At 69.1% G+C, this 22859-nt stretch carries 17 protein-coding genes and 1 pseudogene; 9 read left to right on the forward strand and 9 right to left on the reverse strand.

What is annotated here, in order from left to right; translation table 11 throughout:
- The 5 genes and pseudogenes from ACIRRY_RS35540 (at nucleotide 1) to ACIRRY_RS35560 (ending at nucleotide 6761) form a co-directional block, all read left to right on the forward strand.
- A complete protein-coding gene (locus tag ACIRRY_RS35540; RefSeq protein ID WP_403981118.1) occupies nucleotides 1-1881 on the forward strand; it encodes an ABC transporter substrate-binding protein in 1881 nt (626 codons plus the stop codon).
- A gap of 44 nt (nucleotides 1882-1925) precedes the next feature.
- Nucleotides 1926-2966: an ABC transporter permease gene (locus tag ACIRRY_RS35545; protein WP_403981119.1), complete on the forward strand. Its 1041-nt coding sequence runs from the start codon at nucleotides 1926-1928 to the stop codon at nucleotides 2964-2966.
- Nucleotides 2963-3877 carry an ABC transporter permease gene (locus tag ACIRRY_RS35550; protein ID WP_403981120.1) on the forward strand — a complete coding sequence of 305 codons (915 nt, stop codon included), beginning with the start codon at nucleotides 2963-2965 and terminating at the stop codon, nucleotides 3875-3877. The genes ACIRRY_RS35545 and ACIRRY_RS35550 overlap by 4 nt, the downstream gene beginning before the upstream one ends.
- Nucleotides 3874-4822 (forward strand): annotated as a pseudogene (locus ACIRRY_RS35555) (ABC transporter ATP-binding protein); the annotation flags it as partial. The gene ACIRRY_RS35550 and the pseudogene ACIRRY_RS35555, both read left to right, overlap by 4 nt.
- A gap of 943 nt (nucleotides 4823-5765) precedes the next feature.
- Entirely contained in the window at nucleotides 5766-6761 is a 996-nt protein-coding gene (locus ACIRRY_RS35560; RefSeq protein WP_403981122.1) for an oligopeptide/dipeptide ABC transporter ATP-binding protein, read from the forward strand.
- 56 nt (nucleotides 6762-6817) lie between these two features.
- Here the strand turns inward: ACIRRY_RS35560 and ACIRRY_RS35565 are convergent, their stop codons facing one another.
- From ACIRRY_RS35565 to ACIRRY_RS35590, 6 genes are all read right to left on the reverse strand, one after another.
- Nucleotides 6818-7966, reverse strand: a complete 1149-nt coding sequence (locus ACIRRY_RS35565) for an ABC transporter ATP-binding protein (RefSeq protein WP_403981124.1) — start codon at nucleotides 7964-7966, stop codon at nucleotides 6818-6820.
- Complete coding sequence (locus tag ACIRRY_RS35570; RefSeq protein ID WP_403981127.1) at nucleotides 7959-9011, reverse strand: ABC transporter ATP-binding protein; 1053 nt, start codon at nucleotides 9009-9011, stop codon at nucleotides 7959-7961. Before ACIRRY_RS35570 ends, ACIRRY_RS35565 begins: the two co-directional genes overlap by 8 nt.
- 11 nt (nucleotides 9012-9022) lie before the next feature.
- Nucleotides 9023-9970 carry an ABC transporter permease gene (locus tag ACIRRY_RS35575; protein WP_403981130.1) on the reverse strand — a complete coding sequence of 316 codons (948 nt, stop codon included), beginning with the start codon at nucleotides 9968-9970 and terminating at the stop codon, nucleotides 9023-9025.
- The gene (locus ACIRRY_RS35580) at nucleotides 9963-10895 is read right to left on the reverse strand and encodes an ABC transporter permease (RefSeq protein WP_403981133.1); all 933 of its coding nucleotides are present in this window, start codon (nucleotides 10893-10895) and stop codon (nucleotides 9963-9965) included. Before ACIRRY_RS35580 ends, ACIRRY_RS35575 begins: the two co-directional genes overlap by 8 nt.
- Before the next feature lie 144 nt (nucleotides 10896-11039).
- On the reverse strand, nucleotides 11040-12668 hold the full coding sequence (locus ACIRRY_RS35585; RefSeq protein WP_403981135.1) for an ABC transporter substrate-binding protein: 1629 nt from the start codon (nucleotides 12666-12668) through the stop codon (nucleotides 11040-11042).
- Between the two features lie 518 nt (nucleotides 12669-13186).
- The gene (locus tag ACIRRY_RS35590) at nucleotides 13187-13597 is read right to left on the reverse strand and encodes a VOC family protein (RefSeq protein WP_403981477.1); all 411 of its coding nucleotides are present in this window, start codon (nucleotides 13595-13597) and stop codon (nucleotides 13187-13189) included.
- A 123-nt stretch (nucleotides 13598-13720) separates the two neighbouring features.
- Between ACIRRY_RS35590 and ACIRRY_RS35595 the strand changes: the two genes are divergently transcribed.
- Nucleotides 13721-14461, forward strand: coding sequence for a class I SAM-dependent methyltransferase (locus ACIRRY_RS35595; protein ID WP_403981138.1), 741 nt, complete (start codon nucleotides 13721-13723; stop codon nucleotides 14459-14461).
- Nucleotides 14462-14516: 55 nt separating this feature from the next.
- Here ACIRRY_RS35595 and typA read toward each other — a convergent pair whose 3' ends face one another.
- The 3 genes from typA to ACIRRY_RS35610 form a co-directional block, all read right to left on the reverse strand.
- A complete protein-coding gene (gene typA / locus ACIRRY_RS35600; protein ID WP_403981141.1) occupies nucleotides 14517-16424 on the reverse strand; it encodes a translational GTPase TypA in 1908 nt (635 codons plus the stop codon).
- Between the two features lie 153 nt (nucleotides 16425-16577).
- A complete protein-coding gene (locus ACIRRY_RS35605) occupies nucleotides 16578-17168 on the reverse strand; it encodes a hypothetical protein (RefSeq protein ID WP_403981144.1) in 591 nt (196 codons plus the stop codon).
- A gap of 97 nt (nucleotides 17169-17265) precedes the next feature.
- Nucleotides 17266-19458 (reverse strand): ABC transporter family substrate-binding protein, encoded by a 2193-nt coding sequence (locus ACIRRY_RS35610; RefSeq protein WP_403981147.1) that lies wholly within the window; start codon nucleotides 19456-19458, stop codon nucleotides 17266-17268.
- Nucleotides 19459-19751: 293 nt separating this feature from the next.
- Between ACIRRY_RS35610 and ACIRRY_RS35615 the strand changes: the two genes are divergently transcribed.
- From ACIRRY_RS35615 to ACIRRY_RS35625, 3 genes are read left to right on the forward strand one after another with little or no spacing between them, the layout of a single operon-like run.
- Nucleotides 19752-20042, forward strand: coding sequence for a hypothetical protein (locus ACIRRY_RS35615; protein WP_019058435.1), 291 nt, complete (start codon nucleotides 19752-19754; stop codon nucleotides 20040-20042).
- Nucleotides 20043-20060: 18 nt separating this feature from the next.
- A complete protein-coding gene (locus ACIRRY_RS35620) occupies nucleotides 20061-20882 on the forward strand; it encodes a hypothetical protein (protein ID WP_403981149.1) in 822 nt (273 codons plus the stop codon).
- Nucleotides 20882-22858 carry a fumarate reductase/succinate dehydrogenase flavoprotein subunit gene (locus ACIRRY_RS35625; protein ID WP_403981152.1) on the forward strand — a complete coding sequence of 659 codons (1977 nt, stop codon included), beginning with the start codon at nucleotides 20882-20884 and terminating at the stop codon, nucleotides 22856-22858. Before ACIRRY_RS35620 ends, ACIRRY_RS35625 begins: the two co-directional genes overlap by 1 nt.
- Nucleotide 22859: the final 1 nt, after the last annotated feature.

Consider the following 22859-nt stretch of genomic DNA (forward strand, 5'->3'; position numbering starts at 1 on the left):
ATGAGCACTCAGGACCGGAACGGCACAGAGCACTCACGCACCGGAAGACCGCGACCCCGTCACTTACACCGGCTGGTAGCCGGAGCGGCCGGTGCCCTCGCCCTCACCGCGGCGCTCGCCACCCCTCTCGATCCGGCACCGCAACAGGCCGAGGCCAAGGCCAAGGAGAGCGACAAGGTCCTCACCGTCGCCGTCGCACAGAGCGTGGACTCCTTGAGCCCGTTCCTGGCGAGCCGCCTGGTCAGCACGAGCATCGGCCGGCTGATGTACGACTACCTCACCAACTACGACCCCAAGGACAACCACACGATCCCGGGTCTCGCCACCAGGTGGACGTCGTCACCGGACAAGCTGACCTGGACGTACACGATCCGCTCGAACTCCAAGTGGTCCGACGGGCAGCAGGCCACCGCGAAGGACGCGGCCTGGACGTTCAACACGATGATGACCGACCCGGGCGCCGCCACGGCCAACGGCAGCTTCGTCACCAACTTCGCGAAGGTCACCGCCCCGAGCCCCACCCAGCTGGTCATCCAGCTGAAGAAGCCGCAGGCCACGATGACCGCGCTCGACGTCCCGATCGTGCCCGAGCACATCTGGTCGAAGGCCGGCGACCTCTCCAAGTTCACCAACGACAAGACCTTCCCGATCGTCGGCAACGGCCCGTTCGTCCTCACCGACTACAAGGCCGACAGCTACGTCCGCCTCAAGGCCAACAAGTCCTTCTGGCGCGGGGCACCGAAGTTCGACGAACTCGTCTTCCGCTACTACAAGGACCAGGACGCGGCGGTGGCCGCCCTGCGCAAGGGCGAGGTCTCCTTCGTCGCCGGCTCCCCGTCCCTGACCCCCGCCCAGGCCGCCTCCCTCAAGGGCGAGAAGGACATCAAGGTCAACGACGCCCCCGGCCGCCGCTTCTACGCCCTCGCCACCAACCCCGGCGCCCGGGCGAAGAACGGACAGCACTTCGGCGACGGCGACCCCTCCCTCCTGAACGAGAACGTCCGGCACGCCCTCTTCATGGCGGTCGACCGCACGACCCTCATCGACAAGGTGTTCCAGGGCCACGCCGTCGAGGGCGAGGGCTACATCCCGCCGCGCTTCTCCACCTACTTCTGGAAACCGTCCGCGAGCCAGGCACTCTCCTACGACCCGGCCAAGGCGGCCCAACTCCTCGACGAGGCGGGCTACAAGAAGAACGGCGACGGCGAACGCGTCGGCAAGGACGGCAAGCCGATCACCTACCGCCTGCTGTGCCACGCCACCGACCCCAACGACAAGGCGGTCGGCCAGTACCTCAAGGAGTGGTGGGGCAAGCTCGGCATCGGCGTGACGCTCGACTGCCTCGACAACGTCACCGACCCCTGGCTCGCGGGCAAGTACGACCTCGCCTTCGACGGCTGGTCCGTCAACCCCGACCCCGACTTCGTCCTGTCCATCCACACCTGCGCGGCCCTCCCGGCCACGCCCAAGGACATCGGCGCGACCGACAACTTCGTCTGCGACAAGACGTACGACGCGCTCTACGCCCGGCAGTTGGCCGAGTACGACCCGGCCGGGCGCGCGGACCTCGTCAAGCAGATGGAGTCCCGGCTGTACGACCTCGGGTACATGAACGTGATGGCGTACCCGAACGCCGTCGAGGCCTACCGCACCGACCAGATCAAGTCCATCGAGACGATGCCCAGCGCCGCGGGCAACATCTACGGCCAGGACGGGTACTGGAGTTGGTGGTCCGCGGTGCCGACGGCCTCCAGCGGTTCGTCGTCCGGCGGGCTCTCCGGCGGGGCGATCACCGGCATCGCCGTCGGGGGTCTGGTGGTCGTCGGTGCGGTGGTCCTGTTCGCGCTACGGCGCCGGGCGACCGCCGAGGACCGGGAGTAGCCGATGGCACCGATCCTCAACAGCGGTGCACGGGAGGGCTGTTGATGACGGCTGACGTACCGTCAGTACTGGTGGAGGAGACGGCCGGACCTGAGGCGGGCACCGCCCGGTCCGGCTACGTCCGCTACGTCGGCGGCAAACTGGGCGGCGCCGTCGTCTCGTTGCTGGCCGTGCTGGTCACCGGGTTCTTCCTGTTCCGGCTGATCCCGGGCGACCCGGTCAAGACGATGACCGGCGGCCGGCCGATCTCGTCCGCCCAACTGGCCGAGTACCGCCGGGAGTTCGGGCTCGACCTGCCGCTGTGGCAGCAGTTCACGGACTACTGCGGCAAGGCGCTCACCGGCGACCTCGGGACGTCGTACCAGTTCCGGGCGCCGGTCATCGACAAGATCGGCGAGGCGCTGCCGAACACCCTGCTGCTCACCGGCACGGCCTTCGTGCTGTACACCGCGCTCGGCATGTTCCTCGGCACGCGCTCGGCATGGCGGCACGGCAGCCTCTCCGACCGGCTCAACACCGGTCTGGCGCTGACCCTTTACTCGATCCCGTCGTTCTGGCTCGGGCTGCTGCTGATCATCGTGTTCTCCGTGGGGGTGGGCCCGATCCCCGGGCTCTTCCCGACGGGCGGCATGGAGACGGGCGGCAAGGAGGGCTTCGCGTACGTCCTGGACGTGGCCCACCATCTGGTCCTGCCCGTGGTCACGTTGGTCGCGGTCGAGTACGGGCAGACGCTGCTGGTCACCCGCTCGGCGCTGCTCGACGAGATGGGCAGCGACTATCTGACGACCGCGCGGGCCAAGGGACTTCGGGACGACCTGGTCCGGCGCCGGCACGCGGTGCCGAACGCGCTGCTGCCCACCGTCACCCTCGTCTTCGTCAACCTCGGCCGGACGGTCGCGGGGGTGATCCTGGTGGAGACGGTCTTCTCCTGGCCCGGCCTGGGCGGGCTGTTCTACCAGGCCCTGAGCGTGCCCGATCTGCCCCTGGTCCAGGGGCTGTTCCTCTTCTTCGCCGCGGCGGTGATCGTCATGAACACACTGGCGGACCTGGTCTATCCGCTGCTCGACCCCCGGGTGGGCCGATGACCACTCCCTCCGTCACACGGTCAGGTCCGCGATCGCTCGCGTGGCAGCGCCGCCGCCGGTCCGCCGTACGGTTCTGGACGCGGTACCGCACCCACCGCGCCGGACTGGTCGGCCTGGCCGCGCTCGGCCTCTTCGCCCTGGTCGCGCTCACCGCGCCGCTGACGGTCGGCTCCGACGTGTCGAGCGTGACCGCCGCGCCGGGCGGTCCGCTGGAGAGCCCGAGCGCCCGATTCCCGCTGGGCACCGACCAGTTCGGCCGCAACCTGCTGGGCCTGGTGGTGTGGGGATCGCGGGTCTCGCTGCTCGTCGGCCTGCTCGCGGCGGTGCTGTCGGTGGCGATCGGCGCGACGGTCGGGATCACCGCCGGGCACTTCCGGGGCGCGTACGGGACCGTGCTGATGCGGATCACCGACTGGTTCCTGGTCATGCCGACGCTGGTGCTGGCGATCGCCCTGGCCACCGTCATGTCCCGCTCGCTCGGGACGGTGATCCTGGCGATCGGCGTGACGACCTGGCCGACGACGGCCCGGCTGGTGCGGGCGCAGACGCTGGCGGTGGAGTCACGGCCGTACATCGAACGGGCGCGGGCGCTCGGCGGCGGCCACTGGCACGTGATGTCCCGGCACGTGCTGCCCAATGTCATGCCGTTGGTGTTGGCCCAGACGACCCTGATGGTCTCCTCCTCGATCCTCGCGGAGGCGACCCTCGCCTTCCTGGGGCTCGGGGATCCGACGGTGGTGTCGTGGGGCGGGCTGCTCCAGGACGCCCGGGAGGCGGGTGCGGTGAGTTCCGGCGACTGGTGGTATCTGGTGCCGCCCGGTATCGCGATCGCCGTGGTCGCGCTGGCGTTCACGCTGTGCGGGCGTACGGTGGAGTCGGTCCTCAACCCCCGGCTGGGGGTGGCGAGTTGACGCTCCTGGAGGTCCGGAACCTCGAAGTGACGTACCCGGGCGGCATCGCGGCGGTGCGGGGCGTCGACCTGACCCTGACGGCCGGTCAGAAAGTGGGCGTGGCGGGCGAGTCGGGCTGCGGCAAGTCCACCCTGGCCCTCGCGCTGCTACGGCTGCTGCCGCCGGGGACGCGGGTGGCCGGGGAGATCCTGCTGAACGGGGAGGACGTGCTGACGATGCGGTGGGGGCGGGTGCGGGCGGTCCGCTGGGCCGGTGCCTCGATCGTCTTCCAGGGCGCGATGCACTCCCTCAACCCCGTGCACCGCATCGGCGACCAGATCGCGGAACCGGTGCTGCTGCACCAGGGGGCGACGGCGGCACAGGCCAGGCGCCGTGCCGGGGAACTGCTGGAACAGGCCGGGCTGCCGGCGGCCCGCGCGAGCGCGTACCCGCACGAACTCTCCGGCGGCCAGCGCCAACGCGTCATGATCGCCATGGCCCTGGCCTGCGCCCCCGAGCTGATCATCGCCGACGAACCGACCACCGCGCTGGACGTGATGATCCAGGCGCAGATCCTGGGCCTGATCGAACACCTGGTCACGGACCAGCAGGTCGGCCTACTGATGATCAGCCACGACCTGGCGGTCCTCGCCGACCTCTGCGACCGTCTTGTGGTCATGTACGCGGGCCGGGTGATCGAGGAGGGCCCCGCCCGAGCGGTCTACGAAACCGCCCTCCACCCCTACGCCAAGGCCCTGTCGGCCTCCTTCCCCCACATCGGCGACCCGACGTCCCGCTTCGCCCCACGCGGCCTCCCCGGCGACCCGCCCGACCCCTCGGAACTCCCCTCCGGCTGCGCCTTCCACCCACGCTGCGCAGAGGCGTTGAAGACCTGCCCGACCGAGGACCAGCCCCTCCGGGAGGCCGGGCGGGGGCGGCGGGCGGCTTGTGTGCATGTGCGGGTGGGGGGTGCGGGTGACGCTGTGCAGGTTGAGGTCGCGTCAGTTGGGGTTGCGTCAGCTGCGGGTGTGGCTGCGCCGGGGGGCGGCACCGGTGCGTCCGGGGTAGCCGTGGGGACGAAGACGGGGACGGCCCATGGTGTGCCGGAGCCGGATGCCGAGGTGTCGAAGCGGGGTGTCGGTACCGGGAAGGCGTCCGACTCGGCTGAGTCGAGCGAGCCCAGCGGTTCCGCCGAAGCCACCGGGTCCGCCGAACCTGCCGAGCCCCCCGAGCCCCCCGAGCCCACCGAGCCCACCGAACCGACCGGGCCTGGCGGGCCTAGCGGGCCTAGCGGGCCGGGCGAGGCCGACCAACCTGCCCAACCCACCCAACCCACCGGACCCACCGGACCCACCGGACCCACCGGACCCACCGGACCTGCCGGACCCACCGGACCTGCCGGACCTGCCGGACCTGCCGAACCTGCCGAACCCACCGGACCTGCCGAACCCACCGGGCCTGCCGAACCTGCCGAACCTGCCGAGCCCACCGGACCTGCCGAACCTGCCGAGCCCACGGACCCCGCCGACCCCACCGGACCCGCCCAACCCACCGGACCCGCCGAACCTGCCGAGCCCACCAAACCGACCGGGCCTGGCGGACCTGGCGAGCCCACGGACCCCGCCGACCCCACCGACCCCACCGGACCTGCCGAGCCCACCAAACCGACCGGGCCTGGCGGACCTGGCGAGCCCACGGACCCCGCCGACCCCGCCGACCCCGCCGACCCCGCCGACCCCGCCGACCCCGCCGACCGCATGCTGCCCGGTCAGGCTGTGGAGCGGGCGGAAGGGGCGGCAGGTTCCGGCTTCCGTCAGGACAGGGCGCCGGGTGGACTCATCGGCCTTGATCCGGACTCCGGCAGCGCGCAAGCCCCAGCCGCTCCACCCCGCGACACGAGGAGTGCCTCATGACGGCACCGGCACCGGCGCCCCTGCTCAGTGCGCAAAGGCTGCGCGTGGACTTTCCCGCGCGGCGTGGTGGTGCGGTCGCTCGGGCCGTGGACGGGGTCGATCTGGATATCCGGGCGGGGGAAGTCGTGGCGCTCGTCGGGGAGTCCGGGTGCGGAAAGACGACGTTGGCGCGGTCGCTGCTCGGGCTGGTGGCGCCGACCGGGGGCCGGGTCACGTTCGACGGGGAGCCGCTGCGGTACTCGTCCCGGGCGTTGAAGGCGTACCGCAGACGTGTGCAGCTCGTGCTCCAGGATCCGAGCGGGTCGCTCAACCCCCGGCACACGGTGTACGACGCCGTGGCCGAGGGGCTGCGGATCCACGGCGGCGTCGGTGACGAACGGGCTGTCGTGGCGCGGGCGTTGGGCCGGGCCGGGCTCCGGCCGCCCGAGCGGTTCTTCCTGCGGTATCCGCACGAACTGTCCGGCGGGCAACGGCAGCGCGTGGTGATCGCCGGCGCGCTCGTCCTGGAACCCGAACTCCTCGTCGCAGACGAGCCGGTGGCCTCGCTGGACGCCTCCGTGCGCGGCGAGATCCTCGCCCTTCTACTGCGCCTGCGCACCGAACTCGGCCTGGCCGCCCTGGTGGTGACCCACGACCTGGGCCTGGCGTGGAACATCGCCGACCGGGTCGCGGTGATGTACCTGGGGCGGATCGTGGAGACGGGGGACGCGGAGCAGGTTCTGACGGACCCTCGACATCCGTACACCCAGGCCTTGTTGTCGGTGCTGCCCGAGGCACCCGGCGATCCCGTGGTGCTGTCCGGCGAACCCCCGGACCCGTCCCGCATCCCGACCGGCTGCCGGTTCCGGGCGCGCTGCCAGATCCTGGCGAGCGGAGAGGCGGATCGCGCGGGCGTCGCCCACCGGTGCCGGACCGAGGACCTGGAGGTGCTGGGCGGCGGCGGGGACGCGCAGGTGGCCTGTCACTGGGCGCGGGTGCGGAACCCGGTCTGAAAACGCCGGTTCCCGGCACCTCGTACGGTGCCGGGAACCAGTGGTGGCCGTAGGGATCAAGCCGCGTGCACGACGTCCTTGACCTCGGCGAAGTGGCACGCCGACTCGTGGGCCGCCGGGGTGTCCACCCCGCGGAAGCGCTCGGGCACCGCCAGCAGCGGGACCTCGGTCGAGCACTTGTCCTGCGCCTTCCAGCAGCGGGTGCGGAAGCGGCAGCCGGACGGCGGGTTCGCCGGGGACGGCACGTCACCGGTGAGGATGATCCGCTCGCGCCCCTCACGGGCGTCCGGGTCGGGCACCGGGACCGCCGACAGCAGCGCCTGGGTGTAGGGGTGCGTCGGGTGGTCGTAGATCTGCTCGTCGCTGCCGATCTCGGCGATCTTGCCGAGGTACATGACCCCGACCCGGTCGGAGATGTGGCGGACGATCGACAGGTCGTGCGCGATGAAGATGTAGGAGAGGTTGAACTCGTCCTGCAGACGCTCCATCAGGTTGATGACCTGGGCCTGCACCGACACGTCGAGCGCGGAGACCGGCTCGTCGCAGATGATGATCTCGGGGTTGAGCGCGAGGCCGCGGGCGATGCCGATGCGCTGGCGCTGGCCGCCCGAGAACTGGTGCGGGTAGCGGTTGATGTACTCGGGGTTGAGACCGACGACGTCGAGGAGTTCCTGCACCTTGCGGCGCCGGTCGCCCTTGGGGGCCACCTCGGGGTGGATGTCGAAGGGCTCGCCGATGATGTCGCCGACCGTCATCCGGGGGTTCAGGGAGGTGTACGGGTCCTGGAACACCATCTGGATGTTGCGGCGGACGGCCTTCTGCGCGCGGCCGGACAGCTTGGTGATGTCCTGGCCCTTGTAGAAGATCTCGCCCGCGGTGACCTGCTCCAGGTTCATCAGGAGCTTGGCGACCGTGGACTTTCCGCAGCCGGACTCGCCCACGATGCCGAGGGTCTCGCCCTGGTAGAGGTCGAAGGAGACACCGTCGACGGCCTTGACCGCGCCGATCTGTTTCCGGAACAGGATGCCCTGGGTGAGCGGGAAGTGCTTCACCAGGTTCCGCACCTGGAGGATCGGCTCGCCCCGGTCGACCGGGGCCTCGATGGCGCCGACCGCCTCCGTCTCGGAGCGGACCTCGGCGACCTCCACCTCGGAGACGTTCGGCGTGGCCTCCTGCTGCTCGTCGTTCTTGCTGAGCTCAGCCATGGATCGTCTCCTTCCAGAAGTGGCAGGCCGAACCCCGGCCGACCAGATCGGTGCCGTCCTGCTCGGTCACCGGAACCAGCGCGGGGACCTCCGTACGGCAGATGTCCTGCGCCTTGGGGCAGCGCGGGTTGAAGGCGCAACCGGTGGGCACGTGCAGCAGGTTGGGCGGCAGGCCCTTGATCGCGTAGAGCTCCTGGCCCTTCTGGTCCAGGCGCGGGATGGAGTCGAGCAGACCCCGGGTGTAGGGGTGCGCCGGGCGCTTGTACAGCTCGCGCACCGGTGCCGTCTCCACGATGCGGCCCGCGTACATCACCGCGATCTTGTCGGCGACGTCCGCGACCACGCCGAGGTCGTGGGTGATGAGGATGAGCCCCATCTGGTACTCGCGCTGCAACTCCGCGAGCAGGTCCATGACCTGGGCCTGCACGGTCACGTCGAGAGCCGTGGTGGGCTCGTCGGCGATGATCAGGTCCGGCTCCAGGGCCAGCGCCATGGCGATCATGATGCGCTGGCGCATACCGCCGGAGAACTGGTGCGGGTAGTCGTCCACCCGTGCCGCGGCGGCCGGGATCTTCACCCGGTCCATCAGCTCGATGGACTTGGCCTTGGCCTCCTTCTTGGAGAGGCCCTGGTGGACGCGGAACAACTCGCCGATCTGGTAGCCCACGGAGAGCACCGGGTTCAGCGAGCTGAGCGCGTCCTGGAAGATCATGGCGATCCGCCGGCCGCGGAGCTTGCGGCGCTCCTCGTTGGACATCGTGAGCATGTCCTGGCCGCGGAACCGGATCTCGCCCTGCGGGATCCGGGCCGGCGGCATGTCGAGGATGCCCATGATCGCCTGCGCGGTCACCGACTTGCCCGAGCCGGACTCGCCGAGCACGGCCAGGGTCTCGCCGGCGTGGACGTTGTAGTTGACGCCGTTGACGGCCCGTACGACACCCTCGCGGGTGACGAACTCGACGTGCAGGTCACGCACTTCGAGGAGAGGGGCGTCCTCGCCGTCGCGGGGCGCCGGTACCGGCGCTGCTTCTTCGATGATGGTCACGTACGCCTCCCTCAGCGCGTCTTCGGGTCAAGGGCGTTGCGGACCGCCTCGCCGAGCATGATGAATGCCAGCACCGTGATGGTGAGCAGGATCGACGGGTAGAGCATGATCCACTGGGCGATACGGATCGAACTGCCGCCGTCGGAGATGTCGTTGCCCCAGGAGACGCCGTTGAGGCCGAGCCCCAGGAAGGACAGCGTGGCCTCGGAGCCGATGTAGACACCGAGCGAGATGGTCGCGACGACGATCACCGGGGCCAGCGTGTTCGGCAGGATGTGCCGGAACAGGATGCGCGGGGTGCTCGCGCCCAGTGCCTTGGCGGCCTGGACGTAGTCGGACTGCTTGGTGGTGATCACCGCGCCGCGCATCACACGGGCCAGCTGGGTCCAGCCGAAGAAGCTCAGGGCGCCGATGACGACCCAGGTCGTGCGGTCCGGGAAGGAGTTGAGGACGACCATGGTGCCCAGCAGGAACGGGATGCCGAAGAAGACGTCCACGAGCCGGGACAGGATGGAGTCGGTGATCCCGCCGAAGTAGCCGGCGATCATGCCGACCAGACCGCCCACGATCGTCACGGCGAGCGTGGTGCCGAAGCCGACGGCTATGGAGGCCCGGGCGCCGTAGATGAGCCGGGCGTAGACGCTGCGGCCCTGCTGGTCGTAGCCCAGCCACTCGGTCGAGAAGACCTTTCCGAGCTGCGGCTTCTGCAGGTAGTGCTTGGACAGGTCGCCGTAGGTCGGGTTGCCGCTGGTGAACCAGCCGGGGAAGAACGTGATCAGCAGGAGCAGCAGGATCAGCACCGAGGAGATGAGGAAGATCTTGTTGCGCCGCAGGTCCTGCCAGGCGTCGCCCCACAGGCTGCGGGTCTTCTCGGACTTCGGCGGCTTGGGGGCCGGCGTGGTGACGTCCGAGGTGTCCGGCGCGGCGGTGACGGTGTCGGATTTGGTCATGTCAGGCATAGCGAATCCTCGGGTCAAGGACCGCGTAGAGCAGGTCGACAAGGAGGCTGGCGACGAGATAGACGAGGACCAGGACGGTCACCAGGCCCACCAGGGTGGTGCCTTCGCGGCGGACGATCGACTGGTAGATCGTGCCGCCGATGCCCTGGATGTTGAAGATGCCCTCGGTCACGACGGCACCGCCCAGCAGGCCGCCGATGTCCGTGCCGAGGTAGGTGACCACGGGGATCATCGAGTTGCGCATGAGGTGGACGGTGACCACCCGGCGCCGGGGCAGACCCTTGGCGATGGCCGTACGGACGTAGTCGGCGCGCATGTTCTCCGCTATCGACGTACGGGTCAGCCGGGACACATAGGCGAGGGACGCCGTGGCCAGCACAATCGCAGGCATCAGCAACTGACCGTAATTCGATGGGTCGTTGACGTTCGGTTCCAGCCACTTGAGTTCGTCGGCGAAGATCCACTGGAGGATGAAGCCGAGGACGAAGACCGGGACCGAGATCAGCAGCAGGGTGATGAGCAGCACCCCGGTGTCGGCGGCGCGTCCGGCGCGCAGACCGGCGTAGACGCCGAGGCCGACACCGAGGACGATCTCGATGACGAAGGCGAAGCCGCCCAGGCGCAGGGTCACGGGGAAGGCGTCGCCGAGCACGTCGGTGACGGGCCGTCCGCTGGCAATCTGCGTGCCGAAGTCGGCGTGCAGAATGATGCCCTTCATGTAATTGAAGTACTGCACAAAGATGTTCTGGTCCAGGCCGTACTGGTGCCGCAGCGCGGCGATGACCTGGGGACTGCCGCCCTTGTCGCCGAACAGCCCTCGGACGGGGTCACCGGGCAGGGCGTAGACCATCAGGAAGATGAGCAGGGTGGTCCCGAAGAACACCGGGATCATCTGGAGCAGTCGTCGTGCGACATAGCGCCCCATCGTGCCTCCATAAAAAAGTCGCGGCGGCAACAGGCGGGCCCCTTCCGCGCGCACCGCTCGGCGGTACGTGTGGAAAGGGCCCCCCGGCCGCTCCCGCCGAACCGGGGCGCGTTCTGCGCGCCCCGGTCGACGGATTGCCTGCGGTTACTTTTTGACCTGAACGCCGGTCAGGATCGGGTCTCCGTCCTGGGCGAACTTGACGCCCGAGACCTTCTCCGAGTAGCCCGCGTTGACCTTGTAGTACCAGAGCGGAATGCTCGGCATGTAGTTCGCGAGCTGCTTCTCGATCTCCTGGTACTTCTTCACCGAGTCGTCCAGCGTGGCGGCGCCGTCGGCAGCGGCGATCTCGCTGTCGATCGTCGAGTTGGAGAAGCCGCTCTGGTTGCCGTCCGACTTGGTGCCGTAGAGGTCACGGATGAAGTTGGCGTTCATCGGGAAGTCCAGCACCCAGCCCGAGCGGTACAGGGACTTGACCTCGTGCGCCTGACGGGCGTCGAGGTCGGCCTGGAAGTCGGCCTTCGGGTCGGTGCCGCACTTCACACCGGTGGCGTTGGTGATGGAGTTGCAGACGGCCTCCACCCACTCCTTGTGACCGCCGTCGGTGTTGTACTGGATGGTGATGGAGTTGCCGGGAACGCCGCCACCCTCCTTGATGAGCGCCTTGGCCTTCGCCGGGTCGTACTTGGTGACGTCGCCCGCGGCGTCCGGCTGGTAGCCGAGAACGCCCTTGGCGACCCAGCCGGTGGCCGGCTCACGGGTGCCCTGGAGGACGGTCTTGGTGATCGTGTCGCGGTCGATCGCCATGGACAGACCCTGGATGACCTTCGGGTTGATGTCCTTCCACTGCTTGGAGTAGAAGGCCGGCGCGATGGTCTGGATCGCGGAGTACGCCTGGTCGACCGCGCGGTCACCGAGGTCCTGCTTGTAGACCGGCAGGTCCTTCGGGGCGACCTGGGTGATGACGTCGAGGTTGCCGGACTTCAGGTCCGCGTACGCCGTCTCGGGGGTGGAGTAGTTCTTGAAGACCACGCCACCGTTCTTCGCCGCGTTCGAGCCCTTGTAGTCGGCGTTCTTGGCGACCGTGATCGCCTTCTTGTGCTCCCAGCTGACGAACTTGTACGGGCCGTTGCCGACCGGCTTCTGACCGGCGGCGGCCGGGTCCTTGTAGAAGGACTCGGGCAGCGGCGAGAAGACCTCGTAGCCGAGCTTGTAGATGAAGTAGGGGATCGCCTTCGACAACGTGATGGTGAAGGTGTTGTCGTCGACGACCTTCAGACCGGAGAGCTCGGTGGCCTTGGCCTTGCCCTTGGCCGGGGCGACGTCGTCGTAGCCCGCGATGTCCGAGAACCAGAAGCTGTTGGTCTGCTTGTTGACCGGGTTCGCGGCCCAGTTCCAGGCCTTGACGTAGGAGTCGGCGGTGACGGGCGTGCCGTCCGTGAACTTCCAGCCGGCCTTCAGCTTGACCGTGTAGGTCTTGCTGTCGGTGGTGTCGACGGACGAGGCGTTCATCATGACGATCTTGCCGCTGCTGTCGTAGTCCACCAGGCCGGTGAACAGCGACTTGATCACGATGCTGCCGTAGGACTCCATGGTGTTCGCCGGCTGCAGCGGGTTCTGCGGCTCGCCCGACTCGACCGTGAACGTGCCGTTCGGGTTGATCGCGGCCTTGCTGTCGCTCTTGCCGTCGTCATCACTGGAACCACCGCAGGCGGTTGCCCCCAGTGCCACAACCGCGGCTATCGCGACCCACTTGGCACTCTTCGCACCGCGCATGGGCTCCTCCTTCAAGAATCCATAAGGTTCACTGCACGGGACAGCACACGTCACAACACCGTCACCGGTGCCTGAAAATGTGGCGGTGCCCCCATGGCTCGCAAGCCTGCGCCTCATGTCGGCGCCCGACCCGTCGTACCCGAGCTCTACGCGCCTAACTATCTGCCATGAGCGAAGGCCGAACCACACCGTCAAGGTCTCGGTTCGATCACACCTGACGCGTACATCTTCCAAAATCCGGACAAAGGGTTTGGTGAAAGACCCCTGCGAAACGGACTTGTTACACACCTATCGGTCCTGAATGTCCGCATGCCGAACGCGGACCGGGTGAAAATCTAGTTGCGGTTCCGCGAACGTTGTGCAATCAACAGGTCCGCGCGCTAAAGGCATTCGCCCGGAGCCACAGCGGGAATCCAGGGAACACACAGCGGGCATGGACAGGATCACGCCACCCGCAGAGTAGTGCGGATGGACCGGCCTGTGCGGATTCCGGGCGAGGACAAGGGTTATCCCTGTATTCAGCCAACCTCGCCCTGCGGGAATCCCTCCACCACCAACTCGACCTCGAAGCCCTCCTCGTTCTCCAGATAGGCGGCGCAGTGCTCCGGGCCGCCCGCGTGCGGATACCGGTCCGGGAACATCGGGGTCCAGCCGTGCCCGGGTGCCGCCTCGACCAACGCGTCCAATTCGGCGCGACCGCCAGGCACGTGGAAAGCCAGGTGGTTCAGCCCCGGCCGCATCCGGTCGTGGCCGGTGTCCGGGCGCAGCGCCGGTGACTGCTCGATCACGACGTACGTCTCCCCCCTCCGCCAGCTCCGCCCCACGGGCCAGTTCTGGTACGGCTCGCAGCCGAGGCGCTCCAGAAGCCATCCCCACGACGACTCCGCCCGCTCCAGGTCCGCGACCCACAGCTCGACATGGTGCAACAGCACCCGACACCTCCTCGGTTGAGAACGGTCTCCGCCGTCGAGAGCCGTCTCCGCGCTTGAGAACCCGTCAAGAATGCGCCCGGCACCGTCGTGCCGTGCCATCGGGTGTGCCAGGCTGCCGTGGTGGTGGATCGCTCGTTCGCGGACCTGCCCCTCGCCGCGTGGTACGACCGTCTCCATCCATGGGGCCCGGGGGACGACTTCTGTCTTGACCTGGTGATGTCGGCCCGGGCCGTGCTCGATGTCGGCTGCGGCACCGGGCGGTTGCTGAGCGGGGCCCGGCGCGCGGGGCACACCGGGCGGCTCATGGGGATCGACCCCGCCGCCGCGATGCTCGTCCAGGCCCGGCGGCGGGAGCCCAGTGTCGAGTGGGCGCTCGGAGATCTGCGGACCCTGGAGTGGCGCGGCGAGTTCGACCTCGTGGTGATGACCGGGCACGCCTTCCAAGTCCTGGTCCACGACGAGGAGTTGGGCCTGGCGCTGGCTGCGGTGCGGGCCGCGCTCGCGGCCGGGGGGCGGTTCGTCTTCGAGACGCGGAACCCGGCGGCCCTCGCCTGGGAGACCTGGACACCCGACCGGGAGCGCCGGCTCACCGACCCCGACGGCGGTGTCGTACGGGTGTGGCACGAGGTAGAGACCGCGCCGGTGACGGACCGGGTGACGTTCACCGAAACCTTCGAGGGCGAGTGCTGGCCGCACCCCCAGGTCAGCCGGTCGACCCTGCGGTTCCTGGACGAGGACGCCCTGACCGGGTTCCTCACCGGGGCGGGACTGACGGTCGTCGAGCGGTACGGCGACTGGGACCGGAGTCCGCTGGCCCCCGCGAGCCCCGAGATCATCACGGTTGCCCGGCCGACGCGCTGAGCCCGGGCACCCCCAAGTCGGGGGTGCCCGGGCTCAGTTGAGCTGTACCGGTATGTCAGCCGTGCTTGGCGCGGCTCGCGGAGCGACCGCGCTCCTTCTGGTCGAGGACGACCTTGCGGATACGGACGGACTCCGGGGTCACCTCGACGCACTCGTCGTCGCGGCAGAACTCCAGGGACTGCTCCAGGGAGAGCTTGCGCGGCGGGACGATCGCCTCGAACGAGTCGGCGGCGGCCGAGCGCATGTTGGTGAGCTTCTTCTCCTTGGTGATGTTCACGTCCATGTCGTCGGCGCGCGAGTTCTCGCCGACGATCATGCCCTCGTACACCTCGGTGCCGGGGTCGGTGAACAGCACACCGCGCTCCTGGAGGTTCGTCATCGCGAAGGCGGTGACGGCACCGGCGCGGTCGGCGACCAGCGAGCCGTTGTTACGGGTCGTCAGTACACCGAACCACGGCTCGTGGCCCTCGTGGATGGAGTGGGCGATGCCCGTACCGCGCGTCCCGGTGAGGAACTCGGTACGGAAGCCGATGAGACCGCGGGAGGGGACGACGAACTCCAGACGGACCCAGCCCGAGCCGTGGTTGGACATGTTGTCCATCCGGCCCTTGCGGACGCCCATGAGCTGCGTGACCGCGCCCATGTGCTCCTCGGGCACGTCGATCGTCATGCGCTCGACCGGCTCGTGCACCTTGCCGTCGATGATCTGCGTGACGACCTGCGGCTTGCCGATGGTCAGCTCGAAGCCCTCGCGGCGCATCTGCTCGACCAGGATGGCCAGCGCCAGCTCACCGCGGCCCTGCACCTCCCAGGCGTCGGGGCGCTCGGTGTCGAGCACGCGCAGCGAGACGTTACCGATCAGCTCGCGGTCCAGGCGGTCCTTGACCTGACGGGCCGTCACCTTGCGGTCCTTGACGGCCGCCTTGGCCTGGGCGCCCTTGCCGGTGGCGCCCCGGCCGACCATCGGCGAGGTGTTCGTACCGATGGTCATGGAGATCGCGGGCTCGTCGACCGTGATGAGCGGCAGCGCGATCGGGTTCTCGGGGTCGGCGAGGGTCTCGCCGATCATGATGTCCGGGATACCGGCCACGGCGCAGATGTCACCGGGGCCCGCCATCTCGGCCGGCTTGCGGGTGAGCGCCTCGGTCATCAGCAGCTCGGTGATGCGCACGTTCGACATGGTGCCGTCGCGCTTGATCCACGTGACGGTCTGGCCCTTGCGCAGCTCGCCCTGCTCGACGCGGAGCAGCGCGATACGGCCGAGGAAGTTGTCCGCGTCCAGGTTGGTGACGTGCGCCTGGAGCGGGGCGGCCTCGTCGAACTCGGGGGCCGGGACGTGGGACAGGATCGTCGAGAAGAAGGGCTCCAGGCTGTCGCTGTCCTGCGGGACCGTGCCGTTCTCCGGCTTGGTCAGCGAGGCGACACCGTCACGCGCACACGCGTAGACGATCGGGAACTCGATCTGCTCCTCGTCCGCGTCCAGGTCCAGGAACAGGTCGTAGGTCTCGTTGACGACCTCGTCGATCCGGGAGTCCGGGCGGTCCGTCTTGTTGATGCAGAGGATGACGGGCAGGCGCTGCTGGAGCGCCTTGCGGAGCACGAAGCGGGTCTGCGGCAGCGGGCCCTCGGAGGCGTCGACGAGCAGCACCACCGCGTCCACCATCGACAGACCGCGCTCGACCTCGCCACCGAAGTCGGCGTGGCCCGGGGTGTCGATGATGTTGATGGTGATGACGTCGCCGCCATCCTTCGGGTGGTACTTCACGGCCGTGTTCTTGGCCAGGATCGTGATGCCCTTCTCACGCTCCAGATCGTTCGAGTCCATCATTCGGTCGTCGAGCGATTCGGCGGCGTGCGCGGCGAAGGCACCGGCCTGCTTCAGCATGGCGTCGACGAGGGTCGTCTTCCCGTGGTCGACGTGGGCGACGATGGCGACGTTGCGGATGTCGTGGCGCGTGGCCATATTGCGGCGAACTCCCGGAGAGTGAGGAAGGCCTGCGCGTATGTCTGTGTTACGCGGACCCTGCCGGGCTGGACACGCCACGGCCTTACCCCATCGTACGTGGCGTACGGGGACAGGGCCTCCGCAGGGCATTGCGGGTGGGGTCGGGAGGAGTCAGGCGGGCTCGCCCGCAGGCGTTCCGGCCGGGCACAGCCGCAGCCCCGCGCTGAGCCCGGCAGCGCCGTCGGAGGTCTCGGAGCAGGGCAGGAACCCCTCACCGACCGTCTCCCAGGTCAGCACATGGCCTCGCACCGGCGCGTTGTACCCACAGGTATAAGTGAAATCGGCCTCAACCAGGCCGATCCATCCCCAGGAGTAGTACGGGCCCTCCAGATCCCCCGTGTCCTCGAAGTACTGGGACTGCTCGGGCCGCACCACCTCCGACGGATCGGCCAGGGGCTCGTCCGTCCTCAGCCGGTCGCCCAGCGCCTTGATCACACGGGCCGCGCCGACCCCCTTGGGCACCTGCGACACGCTGACCCGGTAGACGGTGTCGTCGACGGGCTCGAGGTCCGACTCGTAGTGCTCGGTCCCCTTGGGGAAGGTGACCGGGTCCGCGAGCGCGGTCACCTTCTGCCGACGCTGGACTCCGGACCACTCGTACGTCCCGTGCGTGCAGATCGTGGCCGCGTCGGCGGCGAGCCTGCTCCCGCCCACCGTGACACCACAACCCGCCGCTCCCGCCGCCAGCACCGCCGCGGCCACCGCAGCACCCCGACCCCGCACGACCCACCCCCGTACGACGGCCGCCGTCCCGCAACTGCCTGCGGGACGGCGGCCGTGCTCGTCATCTGCGGTGATGCTAGCCCTTGGACGGGCTCGCCGAGGGGTGGGCCCCCTTCTTCAGGAAGCCCATGTCCTCGTAGACCGGGGTCTGGAAACCGAAGGAGCCGGCGTTGACGATCGTCCGGCGGGCGGCCGTGAGCTGGGGGCGCTGGTAGAGGGGGATGGAGCCGGCCGCCGCCCAGATGCGGGCGTCGGCCTTGCGGACCAGGGCGGCGGACTCGTCCTCGTCGAGGGTCGAGGCGGCCTGGTCGAAGAGCTGGTCGACCTGGTCGGTGCCGACGCGGGTGTAGTTCTGCTCGACGTTCAGGGAACCGTCCGCGGCCGGGACCGGCTTGGCGAAGATCGGGCGGGCGTCGGTGGCGGGGTAGGCGGACGCGGGCCAGGAGTAGAGGGCGAGGTCGTACTGGCCGGACGCGATGTGGTCCTTGAAGTAGCTGTCGTCGGAGACCTTGGTGATCTCGGTGCGGATGCCGACCTTCTCCAGCATGCGGGAGATGCTCTCGGCGACCGCGCTCAGCGACTCCGAGCCGGTCCCGGAGGGGAGCACGAAGCGCAGGGTCAGCGGCTTGCCGTCCTTGGCGAGCGTGCCGGTCCTCGCGCCGGCCGGGGCGGCGGTGCCCTTCGGGGCGTACGCGCCGGGCGCACCGCCCTGCTTCACCTTGCGGCCGTCGTACTGCTTGCCGTCGGCGAGGTGCTTGGAGCCCTCCTCGCCGCCGTGCCCGTGCTTCTTGGTGTGGTCCTGCGGGTCCTTGTTGTCCTCGCCGACGATGTACTGCCCGTCGGAGCCGCCCTCCGACTCGTCGTCGGACTTCTTGCTCTTCTTGCCCTCGGCCCCGGCGGCCTTCTCCCCCTTCTCCTTCACCGGTCCGCCGGCCACCCAGCCGGCGTCGGTGAGCAGTGCCTGCGCCTCCGCGGTGTCGTGGTCGCCGAGCGCACCGCTGTTGTCGGCGTACGCGGCCTGCCCGGAGAGCGCGAGATGGCTGCCGACCGGCACGGCGGGCAGGCCCAGCGGGGTGAGGACGACCTTGGCGAGCGCCTTCCGGTCGAGCGCGCGGGCCACGGCACGCCGGACGCGCTCGTCGGCGAGGGGGCCTTCGGAGCCGTTGAGGGCGAGCTGCGTGTACGCGGGCTCGAAGGAGCGGCGGACGGTGAAGGCACGCAACTCGTCCTGCTGGGCAAGGTACTTGGCGAGTGCCTTGCGCTTCTTCTTGCTGAGCTTCTTCTTCTCCTTGGGGCTCTCGCCCTTGTTCTCGTCCTTGCTCTCCGTGCTCTCCGTGCCGCTCGTGGAACTCGCGCTCGCGCCCTGGAGCGGGGTGCCGGTGCCCTTGGCGCGGCCCGCGAGCGCGATGCGGCTCGCGTCGACGGGGTCGATCGTGGCGAGGTCGACCGTGCCGTCGGCGAGCGCGGCGGCCCGCTTGTCCAGCGGTACGGCGGCCAGCACGATCTGGGAGAGCTTCGCGGGCCGGCCCCACCAGTGCGGGTTGCGGGCGAGGACGATCTCCTTGTCCTTGCGGTCGACCTTCTGCACGGCGAACGCGCCGGCGGTGACCTTCAGCTTGCGGCGCGCGCCGTCGTTGAAGGCGTCCGGGGTGCCCATGACGTCCTTGGGGTACAGCGGCGAGAACAGCGCCTTCCAGTCGGCGTACGGCCTGCTGAAAGTGACCTTGACCTCAAGGTTGTTGGCGCCGCGCTCGATCTTCTCGATGCGGTCGTAACCGGCGTTGCGCGCGGTCCAGTACGAGGAGTCCTTGCCGGACAGGGCGCGCCACTGGGCGGCGAAGTCGGCGGCACCGATCTCGCGGCCGTCGCTCCACACGGCCTGCTGGTCGAGCTTGTACAGGACGACCTGCTTGGGCTCGGTGTCGACGACCTTCGCGGACTCCAGGAAGTCGGCGTCGCGCTGCGGCCGTCCCTGCGCGTCGAGCCGGAACATCGCGGGCAGCACGGCCTGGGCGACGCGGGTGGTGGCGTCGTCGGCGTCCGACTGGAAGGTGTTGAGGGTCTCGGGTACGTCGTCCACGGCCCAGCGCAGGGTGCCGCCGTCGGCGACCAGGTCACGGCCGACGGGCGCGATGTCCTGTCCGGCCAGCGGCTTGCCCGACTCGTCGTCGGAGCCGCATGCCGCGAGGGTGGGCACCGCGAGCGCGCCCGCGGTGAGGAAGACGACCGAGCGCATGACCGCGCGCAGTCTGACGTCGTCGTGGGACATCACTGCTACCTCCGGTGGACCGCGGGGCTTCTGATCGTTTTTGGTGCTATATGGAGCTGATCAGATCTATGCGGCCACTGAAGAGGAAACGGTTCGGCCCCAGGGGGCGACACGGCGAGGGGCGCCGGGAAGCCCACCCGTGCGGCGCAATGTTCGAATCTGCCCCCGTACACACCAACGCACCCCGGCCAATCCGTGCACACCGCTTCCCACCGGTAGGTGTGGCGCGCAACACTCGCAGGCGCATGAACGTTGCCGTCCAGGGCCGACGCCCACGGAAGCGAGGTCACGTCATGTCCGTGCACGACGAGCTGACGTCAGTCCAGCGCTGTCTCGACGACCTGTTCAGGTCGGTGGGACGGCTGGAGAACCAATTCGGCAGCGGCGGCCTGGAAATGCGCAGGGTCAAGGCCGACGCCGACCGGTTGCGCGAGAGCGTCGCGCTGCTGCGCGACGCCGCACCAGGGATCGAGCGCCCCCGGCGCCCCGATCTCGTCTCCATCCCCGACACCCCCTACGACAACACGCTGTGGACGGACTCGGACGACGAGGGACTCGGCGCCCACGACCGCCACGCACCCTGAACCGACCGGAGTCCTGACTTGGCCACTGGTACGGAACCTCATCTGAACAGCGGCGGCGTACACACCGGTACGCGCGCCGCGATCGACGCCCCGCATCTGCGGACCGACCGCTGGTGGCTGGCCCCGGCCGTCACCGCCGCCGGACTGCTCGCCTTCGTCGTCTACTCGACCTGGCGGGCCTTCGCGGACTCGAACTACTACTCGGCGCCCTATGTCTCGCCGTTCTACTCGCCCTGTCTGGCCGAGCGGTGCAGCACCATGCACGCGGGCCCGAACGCCGATCTCTTCGGGAACTGGTGGGGCATCTCGCCCGCCATCATCATCCTGATCTTCCCGCTCGGCTTCCGCCTGACCTGCTACTACTACCGCAAGGCCTACTACCGGGGCTTCTGGGCCTCGCCCCCGGCCTGCGCGGTGGCCGAGCCGCACAAGAAGTACAGCGGCGAGACCCGCTTCCCGCTCATCCTGCAGAACGTCCACCGGTACTTCTTCTACGCGGCGATCCTGGTGGCGGGCACGCTGACGTACGACACCGTGCTGACCTTCCGCGACGAGCACTACCACTGGGGCCACATGGGCCTCGGCACCCTCGTCTTCGTGGCCAACATCGTGCTGATCTGGGCGTACACCCTCTCCTGCCACTCCTGCCGGCACATCGTCGGCGGCAAGCTCAAGCACTTCTCCAAGCATCCCGTGCGCTACAAGGCCTGGCAGTTCGTCGGGAAACTGAACAACCGTCATATGCAGCTGGCCTGGGCGTCGTTGATCAGCGTCGCGCTCGCCGACTTCTACGTGTACCTGGTCGCCTCAGGCGCTTTCAACGATCCGAGGTTCTTCTGATGAGCGTGGTCGAGCGACAGGAGTGGGACGTCGTCGTGGTCGGTGCCGGTGGCGCCGGCCTGCGGGCCGCCATCGAGGCGCGCGAGCGCGGTGCCCGTACGGCGGTGATCTGCAAGTCGCTGTTCGGCAAGGCCCATACGGTCATGGCCGAGGGCGGCATCGCGGCCGCGATGGGCAACGTCAACTCCGGCGACAACTGGCAGGTCCACTTCCGCGACACCCTGCGCGGCGGCAAGTTCCTCAACCAGTGGCGCATGTCCGAGCTGCACGCGAAGGAAGCCCCGGACCGGGTATGGGAGTTGGAGACCTGGGGCGCCCTCTTCGACCGCACCCAGGACGGCCGGATCTCGCAGCGCAACTTCGGCGGCCACGAGTACCCGCGCCTCGCGCACGTCGGCGACCGTACGGGACTTGAGCTGATCCGCACGCTCCAGCAGAAGATCGTGTCGCTCCAGCAGGAGGACAAGAAGGAGACCGGCGACTACGAGTCCCGCCTGAAGGTCTATCAGGAGTGCACGGTCACACGGGTGTTGAAGGATGGCAGCCGTGTCTCGGGCGTCTTCGCCTACGAGCGCGAGACGGGCCGCTTCCTGGTCCTCGAAGCGCCCTCCGTGGTGATCGCGACCGGTGGCATCGGCAAGTCCTTCAAGGTGACGTCCAACTCGTGGGAGTACACGGGCGACGGGCACGCGCTGGCACTGCTCGCCGGGGCGCCCCTGCTGAACATGGAGTTCGTGCAGTTCCACCCGACCGGCATGGTCTGGCCGCCGTCCGTGAAGGGCATCCTCGTCACCGAGTCGGTGCGCGGGGACGGCGGAGTGCTGCGCAACTCCGAGAACAAGCGGTTCATGTTCGACTACATCCCCGACGTCTTCAAGGAGAAGTACGCCGAGTCGGAGGCGGAGGGCGACCGCTGGTACGAGGACCCGGACCACAACCGCCGTCCCCCCGAACTGCTCCCCCGCGACGAGGTCGCCCGCGCCATCAACTCCGAGGTGAAGGCGGGCCGCGGCTCACCGCACGGCGGGGTCTTCCTGGACGTGTCGACGCGCATGCCCGCCGAGGTCATCCGGCGCCGACTCCCGTCCATGTACCACCAGTTCAAGGAGCTGGCCGACGTCGACATCACGGCCGAGGCGATGGAGGTCGGACCGACCTGTCACTACGTGATGGGCGGCATCGCGGTCGAGTCGGACACGGCGGCGGCACGCGGGGTACCGGGGCTGTTCGCGGCCGGTGAGGTGGCCGGCGGCATGCACGGCTCCAACCGGCTGGGCGGCAACTCCCTGTCCGACCTGCTGGTGTTCGGCCGCAGAGCGGGCTGGCACGCGGCGGACCACGCGGCCGACCACGCGGACAGCCGCCCCCTGATCGACGACACCGAGGTGGACCTGGCGGCGGCGGAGGCCCTGCGCCCCTTCTCGGCGGAGGGCCCCGAACCCGGCCAGGACAGTGCTCTTCCGGGGGACAACCCCCAGGCCCCCGCTGCCCGCACCCCCGAGAACCCGTACACCCTCCACCAGGAACTCCAGCAGACCATGAACGACCTCGTCGGCATCATCCGCCGCGAGGCCGAGATGGAACAGGCACTGGAGAAGCTGGCGGACCTGCGGGTACGGGCCCGCCGGGCCGGAGTGGAGGGGCACCGGCAGTTCAACCCCGGCTGGCATCTCGCCCTGGACCTGCGGAACATGCTGCTGGTGAGCGAGTGCGTGGCGCGGGCCGCGCTGGAGCGCACCGAGTCGCGCGGCGGACACACCCGCGAGGACCACCCCGGCATGAACCGCGACTGGCGCCGCATCAACCTGATCTGCCAACTCACCGATCCCACGGGCGGGTTGGGCGGCGCGGACCCGGTGTCCGCCCAGATCGCCCTGACCCGCGAGAGCACCGACCCCATCCGCGCCGACCTGCTCGCCCTCTTCGAGAAGGAAGAGCTGGTCAAGTACCTCGCCGAAGAGGAGCTGTACGATTGAC

The organism is Streptomyces sp. NPDC101776 (assembly GCF_044766845.1).
Lineage (GTDB): Bacteria > Actinomycetota > Actinomycetes > Streptomycetales > Streptomycetaceae > Streptomyces.

Excerpts from the sequence above, each read along its gene's own strand:
- ACIRRY_RS35540 (WP_403981118.1), top strand. The coding sequence starts at position 1 with ATGAGCACTCAGGACCGGAACGGCACAGAGCACTCACGCACCGGAAGA.
- ACIRRY_RS35545 (WP_403981119.1), top strand. The coding sequence starts at position 1,926 with ATGACGGCTGACGTACCGTCAGTACTGGTGGAGGAGACGGCCGGACCT.
- ACIRRY_RS35550 (WP_403981120.1), top strand. The coding sequence starts at position 2,963 with ATGACCACTCCCTCCGTCACACGGTCAGGTCCGCGATCGCTCGCGTGG.
- ACIRRY_RS35560 (WP_403981122.1), top strand. The coding sequence starts at position 5,766 with ATGACGGCACCGGCACCGGCGCCCCTGCTCAGTGCGCAAAGGCTGCGC.
- ACIRRY_RS35565 (WP_403981124.1), bottom strand. The coding sequence starts at position 7,966 with ATGGCTGAGCTCAGCAAGAACGACGAGCAGCAGGAGGCCACGCCGAAC.
- ACIRRY_RS35575 (WP_403981130.1), bottom strand. The coding sequence starts at position 9,970 with ATGCCTGACATGACCAAATCCGACACCGTCACCGCCGCGCCGGACACC.
- ACIRRY_RS35580 (WP_403981133.1), bottom strand. The coding sequence starts at position 10,895 with ATGGGGCGCTATGTCGCACGACGACTGCTCCAGATGATCCCGGTGTTC.
- ACIRRY_RS35585 (WP_403981135.1), bottom strand. The coding sequence starts at position 12,668 with ATGCGCGGTGCGAAGAGTGCCAAGTGGGTCGCGATAGCCGCGGTTGTG.
- typA (WP_403981141.1), bottom strand. The coding sequence starts at position 16,424 with ATGGCCACGCGCCACGACATCCGCAACGTCGCCATCGTCGCCCACGTC.
- ACIRRY_RS35610 (WP_403981147.1), bottom strand. The coding sequence starts at position 19,458 with ATGTCCCACGACGACGTCAGACTGCGCGCGGTCATGCGCTCGGTCGTC.
- ACIRRY_RS35615 (WP_019058435.1), top strand. The coding sequence starts at position 19,752 with ATGTCCGTGCACGACGAGCTGACGTCAGTCCAGCGCTGTCTCGACGAC.
- ACIRRY_RS35625 (WP_403981152.1), top strand. The coding sequence starts at position 20,882 with ATGAGCGTGGTCGAGCGACAGGAGTGGGACGTCGTCGTGGTCGGTGCC.